This is a genomic window from Yaniella halotolerans DSM 15476 (assembly GCF_000420805.1).
GTDB lineage: Bacteria > Actinomycetota > Actinomycetes > Actinomycetales > Micrococcaceae > Yaniella > Yaniella halotolerans.
Genome location: NZ_ATVQ01000001.1, coordinates 1,103,398 through 1,128,188 on the forward strand (window position 1 = coordinate 1,103,398; position 24,791 = coordinate 1,128,188).

Here is a 24,791-nt window from a genome sequence, read left to right on the forward strand (position 1 = left end):
CCCGTGGTTGAAACACCTGAGACCTCAGACCTGCACCAGTCCTCCGGTGGTCTGGGCACCGTGGTCATCACCGGTGCAGCCGGCGGGCTTGGTCGAGCCTTTGCGCTTGGTTTCGCCCGCCGGGGGTACCCGGTTGCCGCAGTGGATATCGCTCCCGACGGCATTGAAGAAACCGTGCAAGCAGTGACCGAAGCGAACGGTACCGCTGCCGGATTCACCGCCGATGTCACCGATACCGCTTCAACGAACTCGATGGCCCAACAGGTCAACGAATACGCTCAATCACTGGGCACAACCGTCCACGCTGTCGTCAATAACGCCGCGATTTACGCGACCATCAACCGCAGCTCATTCGAGGACATCGACCCGGATGAATGGGACAAGGTGCTCGGGGTCAATCTCAAAGGGCCCTGGATGGTCACCCGGGCGTTCAGCCCCTACCTGACAGCCGGTGCCAAGGTGATCAACCTAGCCAGTGCAACCGTGTACTCCGGTTCAGAACAGTGGGCCCACTACGTGGCATCCAAAGCCGGCGTCATCGGACTCACCCGTGTGCTGGCCAAAGAGCTGGGACACCGCGACATCAACGTCAATACCATCGCCCCGGGCTTCACGCTCACCGAAGCAAGCTACGGACTCATGGATGATGCCGCGTCTTACGGAGTACAGCGCGGGGCGCTCAAACGCGCGTCCCAACCCGACGACATTGTCGGCGCAGCACTCTTTTTGGCAGGCCCGGATTCGTCGTTCGTCACTGGACAGACCATCGTCGTCGACGGTGGCCGCCAATTTATCTAGGAGAACTTCATGTCAACAGTACATTTCACAGATTACGAAGGAAACACCACCTCGTTGGACGCAAACGAAGGCGATTCGGTGATGGAAACTGCAGTCCGCAACGGACTGGAAGGCATCGTTGCCGAATGTGGCGGTTCACTCTCGTGTGCAACCTGTCATGTCTTTCTCGATGAGGCTGACGCCGACAAGGTACCGCCCATGTCTGAGATGGAAGACGAAATGCTCTACGGCACGACCGAAGACCGTGAGGACAACTCTCGACTGTCGTGCCAGCTCAAACTCGGTGCCGATACCGAGGTACATGTCACGACCCCAGAAACTCAGGTGTAAGTCATGACCGTGTCCACAGATCAGCAAACCGTTCCCTCATACGCCGGTGCCCAAGCCCCAGCGGCCGATCAGGCTACCGGCCTGTTGATCATCGGAGCTTCCCAATCCGGCGTCCAACTGGCCATCTCACTGCGAGCGCTGGGCTTCGATGACCACATCACGCTGCTCGGCGATGAGGACCACCGACCGTACCAGCGTCCTGCCCTATCCAAAGAGTATCTGCAGGGCAAGGTCGGTTCCGAGTCCTTGATTTTCCGCACCAACGAGTACTGGATCGATCACAACATCACGCTGATCAAAAACGAGCGGATCGATGACATTCAGCGCGACCAACAGCACCCGGGCGCCGGTATTGCCTATGGCCGCTCAGGTGCGACCTACCCATACCGTCGACTGGCTTTGACCGTTGGTGCAAGCCCGCGACGCCTCGAGGTGGCCGGCGGCAACCTGCCGGGGGTGGTGTACCTTCGCAACGCCGACGATGCCATTGAACTCAAAGCACTCGTGCCCGAAGCCAAAGACGTGGTCGTGGTCGGCGGCGGGTTCATCGGTCTAGAAGCCGCATCATCCCTACACGAACTCGGCAAAAACGTCACGGTCTTAGAACACGGACCGAAACTTATCGGCCGTGCCGTCGGGGAACAAACCAGTCAGTACTTCCTCAACCAACATCGACACCGGGGCCTGGATATCCGGCTCGAAGCACAGATCGATGAGATCCTGGCCGATGACAACGGCGACGTCAAAGCAGTCCGTCTGACCAACGGCGAAGAAGTTGCTGCCCAGATTGTGCTCATCGGTATCGGGGTGGTCCCCAATACCCAGCTTGCCGATATCCTCGGGCTCGAAATCAACAACGGGATCGTCGTCAACGCACACGCCCTGGCCTCTGATGGCAACACCATCGTGGCCGGCGACGTCGCCAATATGCCCAATCCGGTACCCGGCTCCCCCACCAACGAGCGGATCCGCATGGAATCCGTCAACAACGCGATCGAGCACGCCAAAGTTGCGGCCTATTCGCTGATGGGCAGATCCGAAGAATACGCCGGCATTCCGTGGTTCTGGTCGAATCAAGCAGATATCAAACTACAAATTGCTGGCCTATCCACCGGATTCGATCAAACCGTGGTCCGTGACGATACCAACCGCGGAAAATTCAGTGTGCTGTACTACCGCGACGGCCAAATTATTGCCGCCGACTGTGCGAATGCCCCACTGGATTTCATGGCGGTCAAACAAGCACTGGGTAAAGGCAAGAACATCGACCCAGAAGCAGCAGCCGAGGTTTCGACCATGCTGAAAACGCTGATCGCCTAAACCCCACAGACACAGAACACTATTGGAGAAAGTCCAGATCATGTCGACACTACAAGAGCAAACTGCAGCATTTGCCCAGCAGTATGCGCAGCGGCCCATCCCCGCAGAAGGTCCCATCGACACCAGCCCCATAGACACCACTCCGGATACCGACGAATTCAATGCCCTATGGCAAACAGTCATCCCAGAAACTCGAGCCCGCGGCAATGATTTTCACCTACCAGTTTCCGTAGCCTACGCCCACCGGCTATGCGATGCATACCCGCAAGCAGACCGTGAGCTCGTGCTCGTCGCCACGCTGTTACATGACACCGGCTGGGCCCACGTCGATGAAGACCGCATCATTTCCGAAGGCTTCCGCGGCGACTGGCGACAAGCAGACATCCGCTATGAACACGAAGTCCAAGGCTGTCTGGTCGCCAGAAGAGTCCTGCCTGACCTCGGCTACTCCGAAGGCTTTATCGAACGAGTTTGCGCCATCATCGATGGCCATGACACCCGGCAGGAAGCCCACAGCCTCGAAGACGCCCTGATGCGTGACGCTGATCGATCCTGGCGCTTCGACCGGGTCGGCATCGCACTGGCCTCCGGTTGGTTCGACCAAACCCCCGACTACTACACCGACCGGTTAGAAAACGAAATTATCCCGGAACTCATTACCGAAGCAGCCATTGCAATGGCACAGGCTGACCTTGAACGTTCCCGCGACCTCATGAAAACGGGAGTGCTTCGATGACACTTGATACCACTACTCACCAGACCCGTGACACCCTCGATCTCCCCTACCGTCACGTTACAACCCACTTCATCAACGGCACCTACCAGCCAAGCCACGGCCAGGACACAATCGAAGTCACCGACCCGGCAACAAATACCGTATGGGGCTCGGTGCCCGTGGGAAATCAGGACGACGTAGACGCCGCTGTCAACGCAGCACACACCGCATTCACCACCGGGCCGTGGGCGGCCACGACACCGACGCAGCGCGCTGAAACGCTGCTGCGCATCGCCGAAGAAATTGAAGCCCGCTCCACCGAACTATCCCTGACCAATACCTTGGAAAACGGGTCACCGGTTGCTGAAACTTCCGGTGCCGCTGCCAATGCGGCCAGCATTTTCCGATACTTCGCGACCCTGGCCCCGGAACTAGAAACCGACGATGTACGACCATTCCCAGCCAGCACCGGTGAGTCACTGGTTCGCAAGGACCCCATTGGCGTCTGTGCCCTCATTGCACCGTGGAACTTTCCGATCAACCTGATGGTCACCAAGCTGGCTCCCGCCCTATTGGCAGGCTGCACCGTCGTGATGAAACCAGCCTCCCCTACCCCGTTGTCATTTCGGATCATCGTCGACGCCATCACCGCAGCCGGTGTTCCAGACGGAGTGGTCAACCTCGTCACCGGCCCGGGACGCATGGGAGACCTGATGGTCCGCCACCCAAAAGTCGCCAAAGTAGCCTTCACCGGTTCCACCCCGGTAGGTCGCCACATCGCTGCCGCATGCGGTGAACTGCTTCGACCAGTCACCCTAGAACTCGGTGGAAAATCCAGCGCCATCGTGATGGAAGACGCCGATCTAGAAGAAATGTCGGCACGACTGATCCGCTCGTGCATGCGCAACACCGGACAAACCTGTTACATCTCCACCCGCATCCTGGCCCCGGCATCCCGGTACGAGGACATCGTAGATATGGTCACCGAGACCATTGCCGCTGCACCCCAAGGCGATCCACTCGATCCCGAAACCGTCTTCGGCCCCTCTGCCAACCTGTCGCAATATAAGTCGGTGCTGGAACATCTGGACTCAGCCAAAGCAGAAGGCGCCCGTGTGACTACCGGTGGTGGGAAAGCCACCGGTGAGCTGTCAGACGGGCTCTTCATCCAGCCGACGGTCCTGGCAGATGTGACGCCAGAAATGCGGGTTGCCCGCGAAGAAATCTTCGGTCCTGTTATCACGATCATGAAATACACCGACCTTGATGATGCGATCAGCTTGGCCAACAATACAGAGTTTGGGCTCGGCGGCCTTGTCTTTGGTAGTGATCAAGAAAAAGCACTCGAAGTCGCTGACGCCGTAGACACCGGCAGTGTGGGGATCAACTTCTTCGCATCGAACCACGCAGCACCATTCGGTGGTCGTAACGATTCTGGTTTAGGTGTCGAATACGGTCCAGAAGGCTTAGCCGCCTACCTGTCCTATAAATCTATCCACCGTCGCTGATGGACCCATGTCGAACCCTGGTGCGATGAAATCTAGGCGATCACCCACAGCATTTTTATCAAACGGAGATTAGGCTTAACCCATCTCCGTTTGGAAGGAAATTTGTGACGAAAGTCTGGCTCATCCGTAACGACACCTTCAGTAGCGAGCTCGAAGAGGGAGGTTTTGTTTCGATCGGCTGGGATGGCACTGATAATCTCGACCGGATCTCGACTGAAGTCGACAGTCTCGTGGCAAGCCTGACACAGCTGAACCCGGACAGTTCGATGGGGTCGCTTCGCGCATGGGCGCATTCCTTGCGGCGGTTTTATTTTGAGGTGACCGAAGGCGACATCGTGGTAGCGCCATATGATGAGAGTAAATTCCTTCGCATCGGTCATATTGCGGGCGACTATTACTACATCCCGGAAGCTCCCACACACCGACATCGCAAGCCGGTTAAATGGACAGTAACGGATTTTCCCAAAAATGCGTTACCGGAGTATGTCCAAGACGGCTTGCGCAGCATTGCAACTCTTTCACGCGTTCGACGTGAACCGGACCTCTTTGAGCAAATAGCCACCGATCCAGCAAAAGTCCGGTCACTGCGCGAAGCATACCTCGTATCTTCGTCGAGTAATACGAAAGATCAAAAGAGCACCTGGCTGGTTGGTGCCTATACCGGCAATGAGGATAAGACACACGAATTCGTAAACGGTGGCTACTGGGCCCTTGATGACGGACTGTCTGGCCTAGCGCTCGAGATGACAGCCGGAGACCGCATCGCTATCAAGTTTTCATACACGAAAGAAGACGATTTACCGTTTGAGAATCACGGCATCCCAGTCTCCACCATGAACATCAAGGCCCGTGGAACAATTCGCGAAATCAAAGAGGACCGTGTTCTGGTCGATTGGGACCCCGCGTTCACCTCGCGAGTCTGGTACTTTTTTACAGGTCGCTGGTCTGTCTGGCGCGTAAGCCCTAAAAATCAGTGGACTCCACATCTTGAACGCTTTATTTTCGACGACGAGGACCAAGACTACGAAGCTTTTCTTGCATCAAGTTTCTGGCGACGGTATCGAGAAGAAGGCGAACGCCTCAAACGACAAACCTCCGTCGGCAGTGCTTCCTACCGAAGAGCCAGCCCTTCCGCAGATCCAATCTATGATGCCGCTGCGATGTGGAGAACTGCGCTGATACAAGGACATTCGCTCTTCTCCGGCGAACCCATGAACTACGAAGAAGCCACCAACGGTTTCATCAATTATTTTGTAAATAGGCCCGATGAAGGCGACGGAACATTTCTTGGGAAGCTTAAGGCTCAGTTAGAGCCAGCAGCAACGTCAACGGTCCAATTGGCTGCTGAACTCATGTACATCTACACGATGCCCATGCAGCCCAGCAGCATGAAATCCACGACGAAAATTTCTCACGTGAACGAAATCCTTGGATGGCGAGAAGACGTGACAATGATGCCCGCCGACCTAGAAACCGTACTGCATAGCGGGATGATTCGGGTAGGCACTGCCTTCCACACCTATCGCTGGGCAATTTTCCAATACCTTGGCCACTTCGTGCACAAACTGGCCAAGCAGACAGTGGAAGAGCGTACCCGTGTGCTGAATGACTGGCAGGCATTCCAAGACCACCTCGATGGCATAAAGGTGCAGGCTTCGCAGTCAATGCGGCTCATCCTTGAACACTTGCTCTTCCCAGACCGCGCCCTACTCAACGCTAGTACCGCGGATCGTCAACGTATGAGCAAAGGCTTTATGGACGTCGTCGGAGCAGACGGTAATCCCAACGATCTGATCAACTACCTCGATCCCAATATCCGGTACGGAGACCGTCTCGAAGTCAATGTTTACGCTGCACCACACAAATACGCTTGGTTAGGAACTGCAGAGGGCTTACGCATTTGGGCTGCATGGGCCTCACTCATCTTGGAAGACTCCGAACTTCTCGAAGAAATCACCACGCAGAATACGCCGCTCAAGTTATCACCGCACACTTTGCCCCTCCTCATGGTGCCGCTTCGCGAACTTCAAACAGATGCCTCTCGCGCTATCCTGCAATGGATGAGGGAAGATGAGGCTGCGAGTTCGAAGTGCCTTATCCGCGTCTTAGATATGGAGACCGCCGCCGGTATAGATGTCCTTCACGAAGAGGTTGGTTTCTCCGGCTCAAACGCCGAATTTTTGGAAGCAGCCACCGGCGTGATCCATGAAATTGATGGCACCATCCCCGTCTACTATCGCGCCTCAGTCTCGACATTGCTCAGTGAACTTTCTTCACTTTTCATCTCGTCGAATGCCTCACCTGGTGAACTCTTCATGACATTGCAAGAGTGCATCGAAGCCTTACGCTGGGGTCTGTTCTTCCGCGATGGCATAGAACTGAACTCTGCCGTACTTGCTGAACTGGCTCAAGAAGTCATCGCATTAGATCCACAAGAAACCGGGTGGAACCATGCCGTGAAAACAGCATTCCAAGACTGGCGTGCAGGACGGCGTGATATCTCTCCAGACGACATCGTCGACGAGCGTTTCAGCTTGGAAGAAGTTGAGCCAGAGGTCACTCATCAAGAGCGCCCCCACCGTATCCCGGCCAGCTTGGATGATCTCGCACAGAAACTAACGTTCATCAGTGATGAAAGCGTGGAATGGCTACGGACTACACGAACACTCCTAGACCGTAAAGGCCAACTCATTTTCCAGGGCCCACCTGGAACCGGAAAAACCTACATAGCGCGCGCACTCGCCGAGTTTCTGACACAAGATCCTCGCCGTGTCACCCTCGTACAGTTCCACCCTGCCACAACCTATGAAGACTTCGTACAGGGGCTTCGTCCTGAACAGGGCACGGCAGGAGCATTCACCTTACGCAACGGGCCTCTACTTGAAGCAGCTGAACGGGCACGCCGGGAACCTGATGCCACCTACGTGATCATCATCGATGAGATCAACCGAGCAAACCTCCCGGCAGTATTTGGTGAACTGTATTATCTCCTCGAATACCGAGACGAAGCAGTGACACTGAACTATGGTGACCATTTCTGGTTGCCCGAAAACCTGCTAGTCATCGGCACTATGAACACGGCCGATCGTTCCATTGCAGCTATCGACTCTGCGCTACGCCGACGGTTTTTCATTCGGGACCTACGCCCTGAGGAACAGCCCATGGCTGATGTGCTCGAGCACCACCTTACACGTCACGCACCCGAGCTTGAATGGCTCACAAAACTGCTCGAACGCGCCAATGAGCTTATCAACGATCCCGATCAAAGTATCGGTCCCAGCCACTTCCTGTTGGGTGACAAACTGACCGAAGAAGCTGCTCATCAGGCCTGGGACTTCACTGTTATGCCAACGCTTCGAGAATACTTTTACGGGCAGAAAGACCGAATTGCTGGTTTAACTTTCGATCAATTAAAAGCGCACGCACTGACGGGCGATATCGATGCTGCAGCTGACTGAACATTCTAAGAGTGAGCCCGTTTACCTTACCATGGCGCAGCAGCTCAAGCTCCAGCAATGGTTTCGAGCAGTTATTGAACCAGCTGAGAACGGTCTCGTGCGTATAACTCCCGGTTCCCGGGTTGGCGGTGCTGACCTCGACGGACTCAAGATTTCTGTAGGACCCAAGATCCCGGTTTACCGTCTGCTGACGATGATTTCCGAGATTGCTGACCCCTACGACTGGCTTGATGTTGACGCCGCGACACGATCGAAGCACGACATCAGCGATGCACTTGCTGCACTGTTCATCCAGGCTTGTCACCGCACATTCGAACAGGGAATGCACCGTTCTTATCGTCGCGAGCGCCAGCGCCTCGGATTCGTACGTGGCAAACTGCTGATACCGCAAACCATTCGCCAACTTAGGCCAGTGCCCGTGACTGTTGAAACCGATGTATTTGACGATGACACCCCGGAAAACCAGGTCCTGGCAGCGGTACTCCGAAAACTACGAACCGATCCGCATCTCAGTGACGCTACCCGGCAGCAAGCGCATCATGTCTTTCGCGATGTCAGGCACGTTGCGAACCTCCGTGATCCACTCAGAACAGCCGACGATATCGTCTGGACGCGTCACAACCAGTGGTACCGACAAGCTGTTTCTCTGGCAACCCTGATCCTGTCCTTTGGACGAGTTGATCACGAACTTGGTGAAGAAGCCGTGCCCGGCTTCTTCATTAACATGCCCCATATAATTGAACGATGGATTCGAGACACCCTTCGCCGGGCATGGGGTCTCAACCAGCACGAAATGCGCAACAGTTGGAACGGTTACCTCTGGCTTGATGAGACCCGACGCGTCCAACTACAGCCAGACTTAGCCGTTCAACGTGCCGGAATCTGGACATTCGTCGGAGACGTCAAATATAAGGTGCTCCCACAACACTCGATGCGCAATGCAGGCGCCGATCGGAACGATATTTACCAAATGCTCGCATACCTTACAGCCACAGGCCTGCAAGAGGGCTTCCTTATTTATGCGGGCATTGGTGCTCAGGACGAAACGATCACTATCCAACAACTCGGAGCGACAATCCACATTGTCTCGTTAGATCTTTCGGCCGAAGAAGCGCGGAGCATACTCATTGAGAAGACACGTCGGGCGCTCAGCTTCTAAGAAGACACCACAGCCTCGGCCATTCAACACGATTCCCTCACCGTTTAGACAAAGAATCATCTAGCAACTTGGGGCACAGAGCTCAGCGACGTACGGCTGCTCGATTTTCTTGCCTGGAAAGCTCAGCGCAAATGAACCAGACATAGCGGGTATGGCCAACCTCAAGAATCCGTATTCGTTGGGTAAAGAAATACGGGCGCGACTTTTTGCCGCGGTTCGCTTCGTACACCAAGATGTACGGGTTGCCAGCACATTCTGGAAGCGTATTAGAGACGCTGATGCGTGATTGATTTATTCTCGGTAGTCTTTTAGAAGTTGTCTAGATTGCTGCTTGCATGCAGTGAACGGGTACCGAAGGTATTGATTGTGAAGGCGAGTATGAATAACGAGCGTATTTTGTCGCGGCAATGGGTGGATAAAGCGTTGCATACATTAGCACCGGCACTTGATACCTATATCAGTCACGTCATGGCAGACATTCTTGGGCCAGAACTTGCCTGGACCGAGGTGCTTAGCCAACTAGATCGGCTAAAAGGTAAACCGCCAAGAACCCTGAATCGTCGGGACCCAGCGTTACAGTTTCGTATGTTGACCGAACGTCTCGGAGAACTTGGGCATCCCTTTGATCGCCATAACCGCAGTCGATTGTTTAGTACATATGGTCAGATGTTGCGTCTGCATCGCAATCAATTAGCGCATGGAGATGACAGTGTAGAACCAACTCATGCGATGCACACGGTATTTAGTGCAGTACAGTTGGCTAGATTGATTGATGCTCCTGAAACGGTTGAAGCACTTGAAACCATTCATGAAGATATCTTGGAGTATCTATGGAAAGACCAGAACGATCATACGCCTGAGGCTGCTATAACAGCCACCCCCGCTGTTTCTGTAGATACTCCGAACCCAGAGAAGCCACAAAATCACGCGGTAGAAACAACTGTGGCTGACGTTCCTAAGCTGCATTCTTTGCCCAAGGAGCAGGTCTCGCTTTCGAAGCGGATCATTTCATGGGATCCTATTGCGATACATCCGATAGGCGATCGAGAGGATCTTGAAACCCTTCGTCGTCAAAGCTCGAAACGGAAAGTCATTCAAGCCATTGAAACCTTGGTCGATGATTATGGCCCGATATCAGAAGCCGTACTGGTCGCATCAGTAGGCCGTGCCTTTGGTGTCAAACGACTGAGTAAAAAAATCAGCCAAAAATTTGTACACCAACTCAAAAATGCTGACGTAGTTCGGGATCAGGACGGGTTTTATTGGTCGCCGGGGATAAACCCTGCACAATGGAGCCTATTTCGAACTGACCCCAGCGGACAACGCCAAGTCCAAGAAATTTCACCATATGAACTAGCAAACCTTGTTGAAGTCTTAGTAGCGGCAGAACCCTCCAGATTTGATAAAACTCGGCTCCTCAACGCTCTAGGTAGCCATTTCGGATTACAGCGCATCATAGGACCCACAAGGAGACACTTAGCTCTAGCCATCAAACGCAGCATCACCAATGGCCAAGTACATCGCAAAGCCACTGGAAAATTCACCGTTTCTACCAACGGTCCAGCTCAATCCGACACCAAGAAACGTACCACCAGCTAATACAGCCACAGTCCGATCCGTGCTTACGCTCTTTAGACGAAAGCTCCACGCAACGCACGTAACCACAGAGTGTCTCGTTGGACTGAGAGTAGTTTTCAACGGTATGTGTCATACTTGGCATATGCAACAAGACCATGTACCCGATGATATTAACGTTGAGCAATTTGTGCGGATTCTTGCTCAACAGCCAGCAGGACAGCCGATGACTGAGGCTTTTGAGCTAGCTTGGGCTACTGAACGAGGAAAACAAACCCCAGACACAGGCCGGTGGTATGGGAATCAAAAAAACCACGTGCTGGGCTGGTTTGAATCCCAGAGCACCACAGGGTCTGGGGCGTATTCTCGAGCGAAACCAAATACCAGTGCTCGCACAACCTACAACCGTCTACTCAATCCTGCTATGCCTCTATGGATTGCTGAAGCTTTAGGAGAAGACCCTGACGTTGTGCAGCTTGCGGGCGAAGAAGCCCTCAAGGTGCCCCCACGAAGTCGCACGGCAGCAGCCCGCAAAATTCTGCCCTGGTCGAGAATAGCAGCACTGGCACATGCAACTCGTTTCCCCTCGACATAAATACCATGATTCCCACCGTGACCTTGTCTTATAGTCTTCCCTCGTTGGTACCCTCTCAGCTACTGTGGTGTCGGGACTGTCCTAGATTGCTCGGTACCAGTGCGTCTGCGATAAACACTACTAGCAGCCACTTTTCTTCTATTTATCAATTATCCTGAGATAATAACCAAAGTTTGTTGACAGGTAGGGGTCGTTCTGGTGTTGAATCATGCGCAGTTTATTTGGTCGGTGGCGGATATCCTCCGTGGAGCGTATAAGCAGCACCAGTATGGGGATGTGATTTTACCGTTCACCGTGCTAGCCCGACTGGATGCGGTGCTCGCCCCAACCAAAGACGCGGTGCTGGCCGCGGTGGAAGGTTTTGAACCAGACCAGGAACCACCATTAGGCCTGTTACGGGCACGGGCTGGGCATCACTACAGCTTCTTCAACCGGTCCCAGCACTCATTAAAAACCTTGCGTGGGGATGCCGATAACTTGGAAGAAAACCTGCGGGGCTATGTCAACGGGTTTTCTGAGAACATCCGCGATATCTTCGAACAGTACAAGTTCGAAGACACCATCCTTGACCTAGCCCGGCATGACTTGTTACTGCAAGTGTTGCAGCACTTCGCCAAAACCGATCTACACCCAGACCGAGTCTCCAATGACCAAATGGGCCACATTTTTGAAGAGCTGATCCGCCGGTTTGCCGAAGCTTCCAACGAGACCGCCGGTGAACACTTCACCCCACGAGAAGTCATCGAACTGATGGTCACCCTGCTGTTGGCGGATGAACACGATTTGACCACTCCCGGGGTGGTGCGAGATGTGTATGACCCCACCGCTGGCACCGGGGGCATGTTGTCGGTGGCGGATGACAAGATCAAAGCCATCAACCCGCATGCCGCCATCAACCTGCTGGGCCAAGAAATCAACCCATCCTCGTATGCGATCTGTAAAGCCGACATGGTCGTCAAAGGCCAAAGCATCGACAACATCGTCCTCGGTGACACCCTCACAGAACCAGCCTTTGAAGACCGGACGTTTCATTATGGGTTATCCAACCCACCCTTTGGAGTGGACTGGAAACAACGCCGCAAACAAGTCGAAACCGAACACACCATCCAAGGCTATGATGGACGCTTCGGCCCCGGCCTACCACGAGTCTCAGATGGGTCATTATTGTTTTTAATGCACCTGATCAGCAAACTGCGCGAACCCACCATCGATGACCACAACGTGGCAGGCCGCGGAGCCATCGTGCTCAACGGGTCCCCTCTGTTTACTGGCGGTGCCGGCTCCGGGGAGTCCAATATCCGCAAATGGGTCCTCGATAACGACTATCTGGAAGCCATCGTGGGCCTACCCACAGACATGTTCTATAACACCGGGATTTCAACCTATATTTGGGTGCTCAATAAAGCCAAACCCGACCACCGGCGCGGCAAAGTCCAACTCATTGACGCCACCGAGATGTATGTGAAGATGCGCAAATCCGTGGGCTCGAAACGCCACCAACTGTCCGACGAGAACATCACCACCATCGCGAAACTCTACGCCGCGTTTGAAGACACCGAACATTCCAAGATCTTCAACACCACAGACTTCTACTACCGCACCATCACCGTAGAACGCCCACTGCGGCTCAACTACGCCTACACCCCCGAACGCATCGAACGCGTCCTCGCCGCACGCCCCATCACCCGACTCGATAAGCCCACCCAAACCACACTGCGCCAAGCGTTGCAGCAAGCCCACCACGAACACGACGACCTGGTCTTTACGCAACGCCAAGCATTTACCGACGACCTGACCACCCGCCTGGACCAAGCCGGAATCGTGCTCACCCCCGCCGCGCTGCGCACCGTGGTAGCCGAACTCGGCGAACACGACGACAACGGGGAGCTGGTGACCAAACGCAACGGCGACCCCGAACCCAACACTGAGCTACGCGACACCGAAAACGTCCCCTGGGACCAGAACATTCACGAGTACCTCGAACAAGAAGTCAAACCCTTCATCCCCGATGCGTGGGTTGATGAAACCAAAGCCAAAGAAGGCGTCGAAATCCCCTTTACCCGCCACTTCTACCAATACACCCCACCCCGACCCCTCGAAGACATCGACGCCGACCTCGACAAAGTCCTCGGCCGCATCCGCACACGACTCGAACAGGTAAAAAAATGAGCTGGTCCTGGAAGCCTGCAGCACTCGGGATCACACCCCGGCATGATCTACCGTCAGGTTGGAAAGTCGCACGTGTGGGAGATCTGGCACATCTAATAAATGGGCAACCCTATGATTCGAAATTTTTCGGTCAAGAAGGTGTTCCGTTGATCCGCATCAGAGACATACTTGGTGGCTCAATCGAGACTAGATACAGTGGTGCGCCGTTGACCTCTCGACGAGTGCAATATGGTGATTTACTCATCGGGATGGATGGGGATTTCAATACCGGCCGTTGGGAACACTCTGAGCCAGGCTTACTAAATCAACGTGTCTTGGCTGTTGAAGCTTCAGCTGAGATTTCTTCATGGTTTGGCTACTGTTTGCCAGAACCTCTAACCATTATCAATGACTTAAAATATTCAACAACCGTCAAACATTTGTCGTCTAAAGATGTTGCTTCGATTCGTATCCCTCTACCTGGGAATACAGATTTACTCAAACTCTTATATTTTCTTGATCGTGAGACGGCGGAGATTGATGCGTTTATTGCGGATCAGGAACGGCTGATTGAGTTGTTGGAGGAGCGTCGTGCCGCAACGATCACCCACGCCGTCACCAAAGGCCTCGACCCCAATGCCCCGATGAAAGACAGCGGTTTGGAATGGGTAGGCCAAATACCAGAGCATTGGCGCATGATGCCGATAAAAAGGGTTGCTTCAATACGAGGGAGAATTGGCTTTCGCGGATACACGACCGCTGATCTAGTTGATGAAGGTAGCGGAGCGATTGCCTTGAGTCCGGGGAATATGCGAGCGGGACGCTTGCGCTGGCAGGATTCTACCTATATTTCATGGGAGAAGTACTTTGAATCCCCCGAAATTGTCGTATCTTCGGGTGACACTCTTTTGGTCAAAACTGGTTCGACATTTGGTAAGACCGCCTATGTAGAGTTGTCCGAGAAGTCACACGTGACTATCAACCCGCAGATAGTGATCTTGCGTCCATACAATATGGATGGCTATTTTTTCCACTGTGCTATATCAAACAGTAGAGTGCATAATGAATTTCGATCATACCCAACCGGTGGAACCACACCCACGATGACTGAAAGCAGAATCGGATCGATAGAAATTGCTGTGCCTGACTACAAAGAGCAGCGTGCGATTGCTGATTTTTTGAAGCGTGAGGCAGCAGAGTTGGATGCTGCGGTGGCTGATGCGCGGGAGGCGATTGTGTTGTCTCGTGAGCGTCGGGCTGCGTTGATTTCTGCTGCGGTGACGGGTCAGTTGGATGTGTCCCAGGCGCGGCGGCCGGTTGAAGAGGTGTTAGAAGACGAGGTGCGGGTGTGAGTTTGGCGCATCAGGAAAAGGCATTTCAGCAGCAGATTGCCCAATCTTTGGGTGCAGCTGGCTGGTTGGTGTCGGCGGATGCTTCAGGGTATGACGTTGAGCGGGCGTTGTTTCCGGAAGACCTGTTGGGGTGGTTACACGATACTGATCCCGACAATTATGCACGGATTGTGCTCCCAGATGCTGATGCCGTGGTGCGTGAGCGTGGTGAGCGCCGGATTCTAGATCGGGTGGTCAAACAACTGAGCACCGATGAATCCCAGGGTGGGGGCACACTGAAAACCTTGCGGGGCAAATTACGGCTGCCGGGCGCTCGGGATTTTGCATTGTTGCAGTTCCCGCCGGCGGATACGCGCAATCCGGTGTTAGTTGACCGGTATCAGCGCAACCGGTTGCGGGTGGTCCCAGAGGTGGGGTATTCGACCAAACATGGTGGCCGGTTGGATTTCGTGTTGTTTGCCAATGGGATCCCGGTGGCCACCATTGAGTTGAAAACTGAGATGACCCAAGCCTTAGAGGCGGCCAAGCGGCAGTATCGCAAGGATCGTCGACCCCAGGGGGAGCCGTTGCTCACGGCTGGTCGTGGGGCGTTGGTGCATTTCGCGGTCTCGGAAGACCAGGTGGCGATGACGACCCGGTTGGCTGGGGATGCCACGGTGTTTTTGCCCTTTGATCGAGGCCACAATAATGGGGCGGGTAATGCGCCGGTGCCGGGCAAGGTGCCGGCAGCGTATTTTTGGGAAGAAATCTTGGAGCCGGATACGTGGCTGCATATTCTGACCAAGTTCATTTATATTAATCATCAGCGCCAAACTGATCCCACCACCGGTCGGGTCACCGAGTCTACGCAGATCCGGTTTCCGCGGTATCACCAGTGGCGGGCCGTCACGAAACTCACCAAAGCTGCCAAGGCCCATGGGCCGGGGCGCAATTATTTGATTCAGCATTCTGCTGGGTCCGGTAAAACGGATTCCATTGCCTGGACGGCCCACCGGTTGGCGTCGTTGCATACCGATGCTGGGGAGAAGGTTTTTGATAATGTGTTGGTGATTTCGGACCGACAAGTCCTGGACCGGCAGTTACAAGACGCGATCGATCAGCTCACCACTACCACTGGCACGTTTCAACCGATTACTTCAGGATCAGACCAGTCCAAGACCAACCAAGTCTTAGAGGCGTTAGCGGCGGATACCCCGATTCTTGGGTTAACCCTGCAAACCTTCCCCTATGCGTTGCAGAAGGTCCGAGATGAAGGTGGCCGGGTAGCGGGTCGCCGGTTTGCGGTCATTGCTGATGAGGCCCATTCCTCCCAGACCGGCCAAGCCTCCGCAGCACTCAAAGAACTGCTCTACACCAGCACTGAGCACCCGAATAACTCTAAGGACCCTGAGGAGGCCGAGGCGATTGGAGCCGATCAGGACGCGTTAGCGCGGATGGCCGCCCAGGTCGATGCGGATGACCGGATTAGTTTTTTCGCATTCACCGCCACGCCGAAAGAAAAAACCCTGGAGCTGTTCGGCCAGCGCAACCCCACCACCGACCAGCTGGAGGCCTTTGACCTGTATTCCATGAAACAGGCCATCGAAGAAGGCTTCATCTTAGACGTGCTGCAGAACTACACCAGTTTTGAGGTTGCCGCCCGGATCGCCAGCAAAGCCGACACCACCGGCCACAACACCGCCGATGATGAGGTGGATGCGCGCCGTGGGGCCAGAGCGTTACTGGCCAAAGTCGAGCTACATCCCACCAACATTCGCTCCAAAGTCCATGAGATCATTGAACACTACCAACGCGTGGTCCGCCCCGAGTTGGGTGGTAAAGCCAAAGCCATGGTCGTCACCGCATCCCGAGCAGCAGCAGTACGATATCATCGGGCCTTCCAAGACGAAATGAAACGCCGTAACCTAGATCTGCAATCCTTAGTGGCGTTTTCTGGGGAGGTCCCCGACCCCGATGTGGAAGCACTGCATGACGCTGACCGACCCACGGTCACCGAGACCTCAGAGAACCCCGGCCTGCACGGTCGGGATCTAGCCACCGTATTTGATCAGGCAGGCCAGCATGTGTTGATTGTGGCCAATAAATACCAGACCGGGTTTGACCAACCCTTATTGGTGGCCATGTATGTGGATAAACAACTCTCCGGCATTGCCGCGGTACAAACCCTCTCCCGGCTCAACCGTACGGCCCCGGGTAAAGACCAAACCTTCATCCTGGATTTCATCAATGACCCAGAAGACATCCGAGATGCGTTTTTAGAATATTATGAAGACGCCCACGTCCAAACGGAATCCGATCCGGAACTGATCACCGATCTACGCACCACACTAGAAAACCAACAGATCTTCACCCACGCTGAAGTCGACCAGTTCTGGACCCAATGGCGGTCATCTGCCCAGCGCCACAACGCCGTCTATCAGTCCTTAGAACCAGCCAAACAACGATTTGCCCACCGCTGGCAACAAGCCGTCTACGACCAGGACACCCATCACCTCGACGAACTGATGGCCTTCCGGTCAGCGCTTAGCCAGTACCCCAAAGCGTACGCATTTTTCTCCCAAATCCTGGACTATGGGGACCCCTTCTATGAGAAACTCGCCGCCTATGCCGGGCTCCTCGCCCGCTTGCTGAACAACTTCACCACCGACGAGCCAGACCCGCATGCCGTCGACATCTCCGATGTGGTCCTGACACACTACAAATTAGAAAAAATCCGGGACGAAGCAAACCTCCGCCTAGCCTCCGAAGACACCCCAGGGTTGGAAGGCCTCACCGAAGCCGGCATGAACCGCGCCGCAGAACAACAACGCGCCGCCATGGCTGAGCTCATCGAAAAAGTCAACGCCTATCTCGGAGACCTGGAAGCCTCCGATGAATACAAAGTCGAATCACTGAAACTCCTGACCAATCAGATCGCTGCCGACCCCACCCTGCAGCAGCAGTATCATAACAACACCGCCACCGATTTTCTCTATTCTCCCGCCCTAGTCGAAGTCTCCGAAGACGCCCTATGGTCCCACGAGACCCAAACCAACGAAATCATCAAACACCTCCGCGAGATGCCCAACCAAGACCGCATCCAACTCCTCGTGGAGGTTGGCCTGTTCGACGCCCTCGAACACGCCCAATAAACTCGACCACCCCACCATCCTCAGATGAAAACCCAGCTAGGCAGCTGTAACGGTCAACAACTCACCCCAGTGAGTGGTGTACCTCGGTGACATAGTGCTCCGACGCATCTGCCAGGCCGGAGCTTGGGCAACAATGCTTTGGCGGTCCTAGTCAACACCACTGGATCGGCACTAGACCCCGGCAACGCCACCGTCACAGCGGGCTGGTGAGACTGATCGTCATTGAAGGCGCTGGTCATCGCCCACGCGGTGACCACCTTGGCCTCCAGGTGGTGGCGGTGTAACCGGGTGGACGCCTTTTGCGCGTAAATGCTCAGCACTTGGTCTATGCCGTGACGGTCGGTAACCGGATTAGCGAAACTGCGCGAATAGATCAGCCGGTCTTTCACCTAACGTGCTTCCTCCAGAGGAATACAGGGTTTCTCTCGCAGCGCTAATAGTGTGTGCAGCTGCACCACCGGAGACGCCACCGCCTGGGGCTTCCTGTTAACCCGGATTCCGGCGCTACAGTCGTGGTCATCGATCGTGGATCCGGGTTAGCAGAATAGCATTCTGAGCATCAAGGATTCCTCAAGCAAAAGACCTCCGCCACCGACCCGATTGCCACTACCCCGTGGTGTTGGACGCGTGACCGAGTCCCAAGGCCTGGAACCTGCTGGCCACCCAGGACCGCGAGGGCACGCTATTTCAGTATTTACAGCCTGATCTGCTCGACACGGTGCAAGCACCGGTGTCCTCGACGATCAATCTAATTGAAGGCGGGCTCAATGCACCTCTGCAACGAATGTTATCGCTACACCGCGGAATGCGATTGCCACGATGCTAACGGGCCGTGGAATGGACGCTGAATTAACACACCGAGGCACCAGCACCCGTGCACACCTTCATCCAACAGCGTCACTAGGACCCGGCAGCACGCATCACACCACCGATCCTTGAGGATCCCATCAGTGGCGCCAAGATCAGGTACACATTTCTGCCTATAACTCACAAAACTTAGAATGTTTAACAAAAAAAGGTCGAAACTGAAAATCAGTTCCGACCTTTTTCCTTGGTGGAGGCAAGGGGACTCGAACCCCTAACCCTCTGCTTGCAAAGCAGATGCGCTACCAATTGCGCCATGCCCCCGAAGGTTATTTGATTGTATCAGTTGCTGAATCCCAGATGTCTTGGGCTTCTTTGCGATCTGTAACAATCTTATAAGTTACACCCGCCGCGGTGATCATGGCAAGTCCGAGAAGAACTTTCTTCACAACCACTCCTTTGCTGGTGTAGTGGGCGTACCAAGACTTGAACTTGGGACCTCATCGTTATCAGCGATGCGCTCTAACCGCCTGAGCTATACGCCCTCATTTCGATTCCGCCTTGCGACGTGAACCGAAATATAACCTTACACGCGATTTTCTAAAAAGCAAAATCGGTGGGGTCTGTTTGTTAGTCGTCTGTCATGGTCAGACCAATTCCACCAACAAGAGACGCACAAACGTTGTATAACAGGGCCGCGAGTGCTGCTGCGACGGTGATTAATACCACGTTGAGTACGGCCATGATGGTGGCAAATGAGGCGACCTGGCCGAGGGTCACGAGCTCTTGAACCTGCGTGCCGCCGCCCTCGGTCCCCAAGATGGTGCCGAGCAGGGCATTGACGTCGTCGAAGATGCCGGTGAGGTCCATGGTGGTCCACATGAGGACAGCACCGACCACGGTAACGATACCCAAGCCTACTGACAGGAGGAAGGAAATCTTGAAGACCGACCAGGAATCAATCTTGGCTATGACAAGTTTGGCCCGGCGTGCTTTGGCCTTTGGGGCTGGACGAACGAGTCCTTTTGCGGAACCGGTTTTGCCCGCTGGTCGGCTGCCACCCTTGTTGGGTTTGGCTGCTTGAGTCTTACTCACTGTTCTCCTTCGTCGTCGAGGTCAGTATCCGAGGATACCTGATCTTGGACGGTGGATTCATCTGTTGTGTCGGTTTGCTCGGTTTCGTCGCCTTCTTCGGCGTCGTCTTCGAGTTCATCGATTTCGTAGTTGAGCGTAGCACCTACGATGCGATCTTTCTTGCCGGGTGAGGCAAAAATGACGCCCATGGTGTCACGACCACGGATGGGCACTTGCTCTACAGCTGAGCGTACGACGTTGCCTGATTCCATGACAACTAGTACTTCGGAATCGGCGACAACAATTTCGCCACCAACCAGTTCGCCGCGTGCCTCTGGCAGGTTGGCGACCTTGATGCCGAAGCCACCGCGGTTCTGGGTGCGGTATTCATCGACCGAGGTGCGCTTGGCGAAGCCGCCGTCGGTAATGGTGAACACGTAGGACTCATCCTCGATGACCGACATGGTGAGCAGTTGGTCTTCGGTACGGAATTTCATACCTTTGACGCCGGCGGTGGCGCGGCCCATTGGACGAAGGGCTTCATCGGTGGCGGTGAAGCGCAGCGATTGGCCCTTCCGTGAGATCAGGATGAGGTCTTCGGTGTTGTCGATCAGCTTGGCTGCCACGACTTCGTCGCCATCGTTGAGGTTGATCGCGATGAGGCCGGCTTGGCGTGGGCTGTCGTAGTCGGCGAGGCGGGTCTTTTTGACCATGCCCGATTTGGTGGCCAACACCAAGTAGGGGGCGTCCTCGTAGGTATCGAGCGTGAGTACCTGGGCGATGTGCTCATCGGGTTGGAAGGCCAGTACGTTGGCAACGTGTTGTCCACGGGCGTCGCGTCCAGCTTCTTGAAGATCGTAGCCTTTGACCCGGTAGACACGGCCAAAGTTGGTGAAGAACAGTAACCAGTTGTGCGTTGAGGTGGTGAAGAAGTGTTCTACGACATCTTCATCCTTCAGCGCCGCACCGCGAACACCTTTACCGCCGCGGTTTTGTGCGCGGTAGTTGTCGACCTTGGTGCGCTTCACGTACCCGGAGCGGGTGATGGTGACGACGACTTCTTCTTCTGGGATGAGGTCTTCGATGGACATGTCGCCGTCGTAGCCGTAGAGGATTTCGGTGCGGCGGTCGTCCCCGTGTTTTTCAATGATGCCGGCGAGTTCTTCGGAGATGACTTCGCGCTGGCGGGTTGGGGATTCCAGGATCGCAATGTACTCGGCGATTTTGGCCTGGAGTTCGTCGTATTCGTCCTGGATGTTCTGGCGTTCCAGGGCGGCCAGCTGGCGCAACTGCATGAGCAGGATGGCGCGTGCTTGGTCGTCATCGATGGTCAGCAGGGTTTTGAGTTCTTCACGGGCCACATCGGCGGATGCGGAGGCACGAATGGTCGAAATGACTTCGTCGAGCATGTCCAGGGCTTTGAGCAGGCCCTGGAGGATGTGCGCGCGCTCTTCGGCCTTGCGTTTGCGATAGGCGGTACGGCGGACGATGACTTCGACCTGGTGTTTGACCCAGTAGTGGATGAAACCATCCAGGGACAGGGTGCGGGGCACACCGTCGACCAGGGCCAGCATGTTGGCCGAGAAGTTTTCTTGCAGTGCGGTGTGCTTATACAGGTTGTTCAGCACAACCTTTGGCACGGCGTCGCGCTTGAGCACGATGATCAGACGCTGACCGGTACGGCCGGAGGTTTCGTCACGCACATCGGCGATGCCCGAGAGTTTGCCCTCGTTGATCAGCTCGGCGATGCGGCGGGCCAGGTTGTCCGGGTTGGTCATGTATGGCAGTTCGGTGACGACCAGGGCGGTGCGGTTTTGCACTTCTTCAACGTTGACGACCGCACGCATGGTGATCGAGCCGCGGCCGGTACGGTAGGCCTGTTCAATGCCTGCGTGGCCAAGGATCTGAGCACCGGATGGGAAGTCTGGGCCTTTGACGCGCTGAATGGCGGCTTCGAGTAGTTCTTCGCGGGTGGCTTCTGGGTTATCCAGGTACCACTGCACGCCTTCTGCTACTTCGCGCAGGTTGTGCGGTGGGATCTGGGTGGCCATACCCACGGCAATACCGGTTGAGCCGTTAACCAGCAGGTTGGGGTAGCGGGCTGGCAGGACGGTGGGTTCTTGTTGTTTGCCGTCGTAGTTGTCCTGGAAGTCGACGGTGTCTTCGTCGATGTCGCGGACCATTTGCATGGCCAGCGGGGCCATTTTGGTTTCGGTGTAACGCTGGGCGGCGGCGCCGTCGTTACCGGGGGAGCCGAAGTTTCCTTGGCCCAGGGCCAACGGGTAGCGCATGACCCAGCTTTGGACGAGACGCACGAGGGTGTCGTAGATGGCGCTGTCACCGTGTGGGTGGTAGTTCCCCATCACTTCGCCGACGACGCGGGCGGATTTGTTGAAGGACCGTTCTGGGCGGTAGCCGCCGTCGAACATGGCGTAGATGACGCGGCGGTGGACGGGTTTCAGGCCGTCTCGCACGTCAGGTAGTGCACGTCCCACGATGACGGCCATGGCGTAGTCGAGGTAGGACCGTTTCATTTCGGTCTGCAGGTCGATTTGGTCTACGCCGGTTCGCGTTACGTCGTTTTCGGTGGGTGTTTGCTCGTCACTCACGGGTTTGTCATCTCCGAGTTCGTCGAAAAGTTACTGAAAGGCTTGGTGGGGACTTAGATGTCGAGGAAGCGCACGTCTTTGGCGTTTTCCTGGATGAAGTTCCTCCGGGACTCGACGTCTTCGCCCATCAGCATGGAAAAGACTTGGTCGGCTGCTGCGGCGTCGTCCATGGTGACTTGCAGCAGGGTGCGCTGTTCTGGGTCCATGGTGGTTTCCCACAGTTCCTGGTAGTCCATTTCGCCCAGACCTTTGTAACGCTGGATGGCGTTGTCTTTTGGTAGGCGCCAGCCTTTTGCTTCGCCACGGGCCAGGGCTTCGTCGCGCTGTTCGTCGGTGAAGACGTGCTCATCGGCCTGGTTGGACCACTTGATCTTGTAGAGCGGTGGCTGGGCCAGGTACACGTAGCCGTGCTCGATGAGCGGGCGCATGTAACGGAAGAGCAGGGTCAGCAGCAGGGTGGTGATGTGCTGGCCGTCCACGTCGGCGTCGGCCATAAGGACGATGCGGTGGTAGCGGGCTTTTGCGATGTCGAATTCTTCGCCGATGCCGGACCCGAAGGCGGTGATCATGGCTTGGACTTCGGCATTGCCGAGAGCGCGGTCGATGCGTGCGCGTTCGACGTTGAGGATTTTTCCTCGCAGCGGCAGGATCGCCTGGGTGCGTGGGTCGCGGCCCTGTTTGGCGGAACCGCCGGCCGAGTCACCTTCGACGATGTAAATTTCGGATTCTTCTGGGTCTTTCGACGAGCAGTCCGAGAGTTTACCGGGCATACCGAAGGATTCCAGCGGTGATTTGCGGCGGGCCTGTTCGCGAGCTTTCCGCGCGGCCATACGAGCCTGGGCGGCCAGCTGGGATTTGCGAATGATGTCGCGTGCCGGGCCGGGGTGGCTCTCGAGCCAGTCGCCGAGTTGTTCGGTCATGGCCGAGTACACGTAGCCGCGTGCCTCGGAGTTGCCGAGTTTGGTTTTGGTTTGACCTTCGAACTGTGGTTCGGACAGTTTCACCGAGATCACGGCGGTGAGGCCTTCACGGATGTCGTCACCGGTAAGGTTTTCGTCTTTGTCACGCAGGATCTGCTTTTCGCGGGCATACCGGTTGACCAGCGAGGTCAGCGAACCACGGAAGCCTTCTTCGTGGGTACCGCCCTCGTGCGTGTTAATGGTGTTGGCGTACGTGTGTACCGATTCGGAGTACGCGGTGGTCCACTGCATGGCCACCTCAATGGACATGCCCTGTTCGGTGTCTTCTTTTTCAAATGCGATGACGTCTTCGTGGATGAGTTCAGCACGTTTGGACGTGTTCAGGTGGGTGACGTAGTCGAGCAGGCCGTTTTCATACAGGTAATCGACGCGGCGAACGGTGTCCTCGGCCGAGGTTGCTTCACCGTCGCCGTCTTCGGACTGCAGTTCGGCTTCGGCATCGGCGAGGGTTTCGTTATCGGTTTCGCCGGCAATTTCGTCTGCGGTGATGGTTTCGGCCATCTCTTCGCGCTCATCGGTGAGCGTGATGCGCAGTCCCTTGTTGAGAAACGCCATCTGCTGGAAGCGTCCCCGCAGTGTTTCGAAATCAAAATTGGTGGTCTCGAAGATCTCTGCATCCGGGTAGAACGTCAGCGTTGTCCCGGTGGTTTCGGAGGTTTCGCCTTGTTGCAGTGCGGCATCGAGGATGCCACCGTTTTTGAACGAGATATCCCACAGGTAGCCGTCACGGCTGATGCATACGTCCACGCGGGAGGACAGTGCGTTCACAACCGAGATACCCACACCGTGGAGACCACCGGAAACCGCATAGCCGCCGCCGCCGAATTTACCGCCGGCATGCAGGACCGTCATGACCACTTCAACGGTGGGTTTATTCTCGGTGGGGTGCATGGCCACGGGAATACCGCGACCATTATCTTCAACGCGCACACCGCCATCTTTTTGGATGGTCACGTGGATGGTGTCGGCGTGGCCGGCCAGGGCCTCATCCACCGAGTTATCCACAACCTCATAGACGAGGTGGTGGAGTCCGCGTTCCGAGGTGGAGCCGATATACATGCCCGGACGTTTCCGAACTGCTTCGAGACCCTCCAGGACAGTGATGTCGCCTGCCTCGTAGGAATGCTCTACGCGTTGCATTTCAGATTGCGCTTCTGTAGGCATCGCTACATTATTGTCAGTTAGGTTCTCAGACACGGGCCGTTTTGCTCCTTAACAGCACTGCAGATCAAAAA

General features: G+C 55.4%; 17 protein-coding genes, 2 tRNA genes and 1 pseudogene. 12 read left to right on the forward strand and 8 right to left on the reverse strand.

What is annotated here, in order from left to right; all coding sequences use genetic code 11:
• Positions 1 to 3: 3 nt before the first annotated feature.
• From G583_RS0105390 to G583_RS0105445, 12 genes are all read left to right on the forward strand, one after another.
• On the forward strand, positions 4 to 798 hold the full coding sequence (locus tag G583_RS0105390; RefSeq protein WP_022870169.1) for an SDR family NAD(P)-dependent oxidoreductase: 795 nt from the start codon (positions 4 to 6) through the stop codon (positions 796 to 798).
• A gap of 9 nt (positions 799 to 807) precedes the next feature.
• A complete protein-coding gene (locus G583_RS0105395) occupies positions 808 to 1,128 on the forward strand; it encodes a 2Fe-2S iron-sulfur cluster-binding protein (protein WP_022870170.1) in 321 nt (106 codons plus the stop codon).
• A 3-nt stretch (positions 1,129 to 1,131) separates the two neighbouring features.
• Positions 1,132 to 2,448, forward strand: coding sequence for an NAD(P)/FAD-dependent oxidoreductase (locus G583_RS0105400; protein ID WP_022870171.1), 1,317 nt, complete (start codon positions 1,132 to 1,134; stop codon positions 2,446 to 2,448).
• Between the two features lie 40 nt (positions 2,449 to 2,488).
• Positions 2,489 to 3,184 (forward strand): HD domain-containing protein, encoded by a 696-nt coding sequence (locus tag G583_RS0105405; RefSeq protein ID WP_022870172.1) that lies wholly within the window; start codon positions 2,489 to 2,491, stop codon positions 3,182 to 3,184.
• Positions 3,181 to 4,671 (forward strand): aldehyde dehydrogenase family protein, encoded by a 1,491-nt coding sequence (locus G583_RS0105410; protein ID WP_022870173.1) that lies wholly within the window; start codon positions 3,181 to 3,183, stop codon positions 4,669 to 4,671. The genes G583_RS0105405 and G583_RS0105410 overlap by 4 nt, the downstream gene beginning before the upstream one ends.
• Before the next feature lie 104 nt (positions 4,672 to 4,775).
• Positions 4,776 to 8,129, forward strand: coding sequence for an AAA family ATPase (locus tag G583_RS16260; protein WP_022870174.1), 3,354 nt, complete (start codon positions 4,776 to 4,778; stop codon positions 8,127 to 8,129).
• 31 nt (positions 8,130 to 8,160) lie between these two features.
• On the forward strand, positions 8,161 to 9,288 hold the full coding sequence (locus tag G583_RS0105420) for an McrC family protein (protein ID WP_022870175.1): 1,128 nt from the start codon (positions 8,161 to 8,163) through the stop codon (positions 9,286 to 9,288).
• A 378-nt stretch (positions 9,289 to 9,666) separates the two neighbouring features.
• Positions 9,667 to 10,887, forward strand: a complete 1,221-nt coding sequence (locus G583_RS0105425; protein WP_022870176.1) for a Swt1 family HEPN domain-containing protein — start codon at positions 9,667 to 9,669, stop codon at positions 10,885 to 10,887.
• A gap of 121 nt (positions 10,888 to 11,008) precedes the next feature.
• Entirely contained in the window at positions 11,009 to 11,458 is a 450-nt protein-coding gene (locus G583_RS14540) for a hypothetical protein (protein WP_022870177.1), read from the forward strand.
• 198 nt (positions 11,459 to 11,656) lie between these two features.
• Complete coding sequence (locus G583_RS0105435) at positions 11,657 to 13,627, forward strand: type I restriction-modification system subunit M (protein ID WP_022870178.1); 1,971 nt, start codon at positions 11,657 to 11,659, stop codon at positions 13,625 to 13,627.
• Positions 13,624 to 14,958: a restriction endonuclease subunit S gene (locus G583_RS16265; protein WP_022870179.1), complete on the forward strand. Its 1,335-nt coding sequence runs from the start codon at positions 13,624 to 13,626 to the stop codon at positions 14,956 to 14,958. Before G583_RS0105435 ends, G583_RS16265 begins: the two co-directional genes overlap by 4 nt.
• Positions 14,955 to 18,089, forward strand: coding sequence for a type I restriction endonuclease subunit R (locus tag G583_RS0105445; protein WP_022870180.1), 3,135 nt, complete (start codon positions 14,955 to 14,957; stop codon positions 18,087 to 18,089). Before G583_RS16265 ends, G583_RS0105445 begins: the two co-directional genes overlap by 4 nt.
• A gap of 36 nt (positions 18,090 to 18,125) precedes the next feature.
• Here G583_RS0105445 and G583_RS17105 read toward each other — a convergent pair whose 3' ends face one another.
• The 8 genes and pseudogenes from G583_RS17105 to gyrB all read right to left on the reverse strand — a co-directional run bounded on the left by G583_RS17105 (position 18,126) and on the right by gyrB (position 24,720).
• Entirely contained in the window at positions 18,126 to 18,197 is a 72-nt protein-coding gene (locus tag G583_RS17105; RefSeq protein WP_084677298.1) for a DUF4113 domain-containing protein, read from the reverse strand.
• 68 nt (positions 18,198 to 18,265) lie between these two features.
• Positions 18,266 to 18,478, reverse strand: a pseudogene (locus G583_RS17110) (DinB/UmuC family translesion DNA polymerase); the annotation flags it as partial.
• 663 nt (positions 18,479 to 19,141) lie between these two features.
• A tRNA-Ala gene (locus G583_RS0105455) sits at positions 19,142 to 19,217 on the reverse strand.
• Between the two features lie 5 nt (positions 19,218 to 19,222).
• Positions 19,223 to 19,342 carry a DLW-39 family protein gene (locus tag G583_RS16820; protein ID WP_022870182.1) on the reverse strand — a complete coding sequence of 40 codons (120 nt, stop codon included), beginning with the start codon at positions 19,340 to 19,342 and terminating at the stop codon, positions 19,223 to 19,225.
• A gap of 22 nt (positions 19,343 to 19,364) precedes the next feature.
• Positions 19,365 to 19,438, reverse strand: a tRNA-Ile gene (locus tag G583_RS0105465).
• Between the two features lie 85 nt (positions 19,439 to 19,523).
• Positions 19,524 to 19,988 (reverse strand): DUF3566 domain-containing protein, encoded by a 465-nt coding sequence (locus tag G583_RS14550; protein ID WP_084677251.1) that lies wholly within the window; start codon positions 19,986 to 19,988, stop codon positions 19,524 to 19,526.
• On the reverse strand, positions 19,985 to 22,576 hold the full coding sequence (gyrA, locus tag G583_RS14555; RefSeq protein WP_022870183.1) for a DNA gyrase subunit A: 2,592 nt from the start codon (positions 22,574 to 22,576) through the stop codon (positions 19,985 to 19,987). The genes G583_RS14550 and gyrA overlap by 4 nt, the downstream gene beginning before the upstream one ends.
• A 53-nt stretch (positions 22,577 to 22,629) precedes the next feature.
• On the reverse strand, positions 22,630 to 24,720 hold the full coding sequence (gene gyrB / locus G583_RS0105480) for a DNA topoisomerase (ATP-hydrolyzing) subunit B (protein ID WP_051129653.1): 2,091 nt from the start codon (positions 24,718 to 24,720) through the stop codon (positions 22,630 to 22,632).
• Positions 24,721 to 24,791: the final 71 nt, after the last annotated feature.

What these genes read in the sequence shown, in the direction of transcription:
- G583_RS14540 (WP_022870177.1), top strand. Translation starts at nt 11,009, where the DNA reads ATGCAACAAGACCATGTACCCGATGATATTAACGTTGAGCAATTTGTG.
- G583_RS0105395 (WP_022870170.1), top strand. Translation starts at nt 808, where the DNA reads ATGTCAACAGTACATTTCACAGATTACGAAGGAAACACCACCTCGTTG.
- G583_RS0105420 (WP_022870175.1), top strand. Translation starts at nt 8,161, where the DNA reads ATGGCGCAGCAGCTCAAGCTCCAGCAATGGTTTCGAGCAGTTATTGAA.
- G583_RS0105405 (WP_022870172.1), top strand. Translation starts at nt 2,489, where the DNA reads ATGTCGACACTACAAGAGCAAACTGCAGCATTTGCCCAGCAGTATGCG.
- gyrB (WP_051129653.1), bottom strand. Translation starts at nt 24,720, where the DNA reads ATGCCTACAGAAGCGCAATCTGAAATGCAACGCGTAGAGCATTCCTAC.
- G583_RS16265 (WP_022870179.1), top strand. Translation starts at nt 13,624, where the DNA reads ATGAGCTGGTCCTGGAAGCCTGCAGCACTCGGGATCACACCCCGGCAT.
- G583_RS0105400 (WP_022870171.1), top strand. Translation starts at nt 1,132, where the DNA reads ATGACCGTGTCCACAGATCAGCAAACCGTTCCCTCATACGCCGGTGCC.
- G583_RS0105410 (WP_022870173.1), top strand. Translation starts at nt 3,181, where the DNA reads ATGACACTTGATACCACTACTCACCAGACCCGTGACACCCTCGATCTC.
- G583_RS0105425 (WP_022870176.1), top strand. Translation starts at nt 9,667, where the DNA reads ATGAATAACGAGCGTATTTTGTCGCGGCAATGGGTGGATAAAGCGTTG.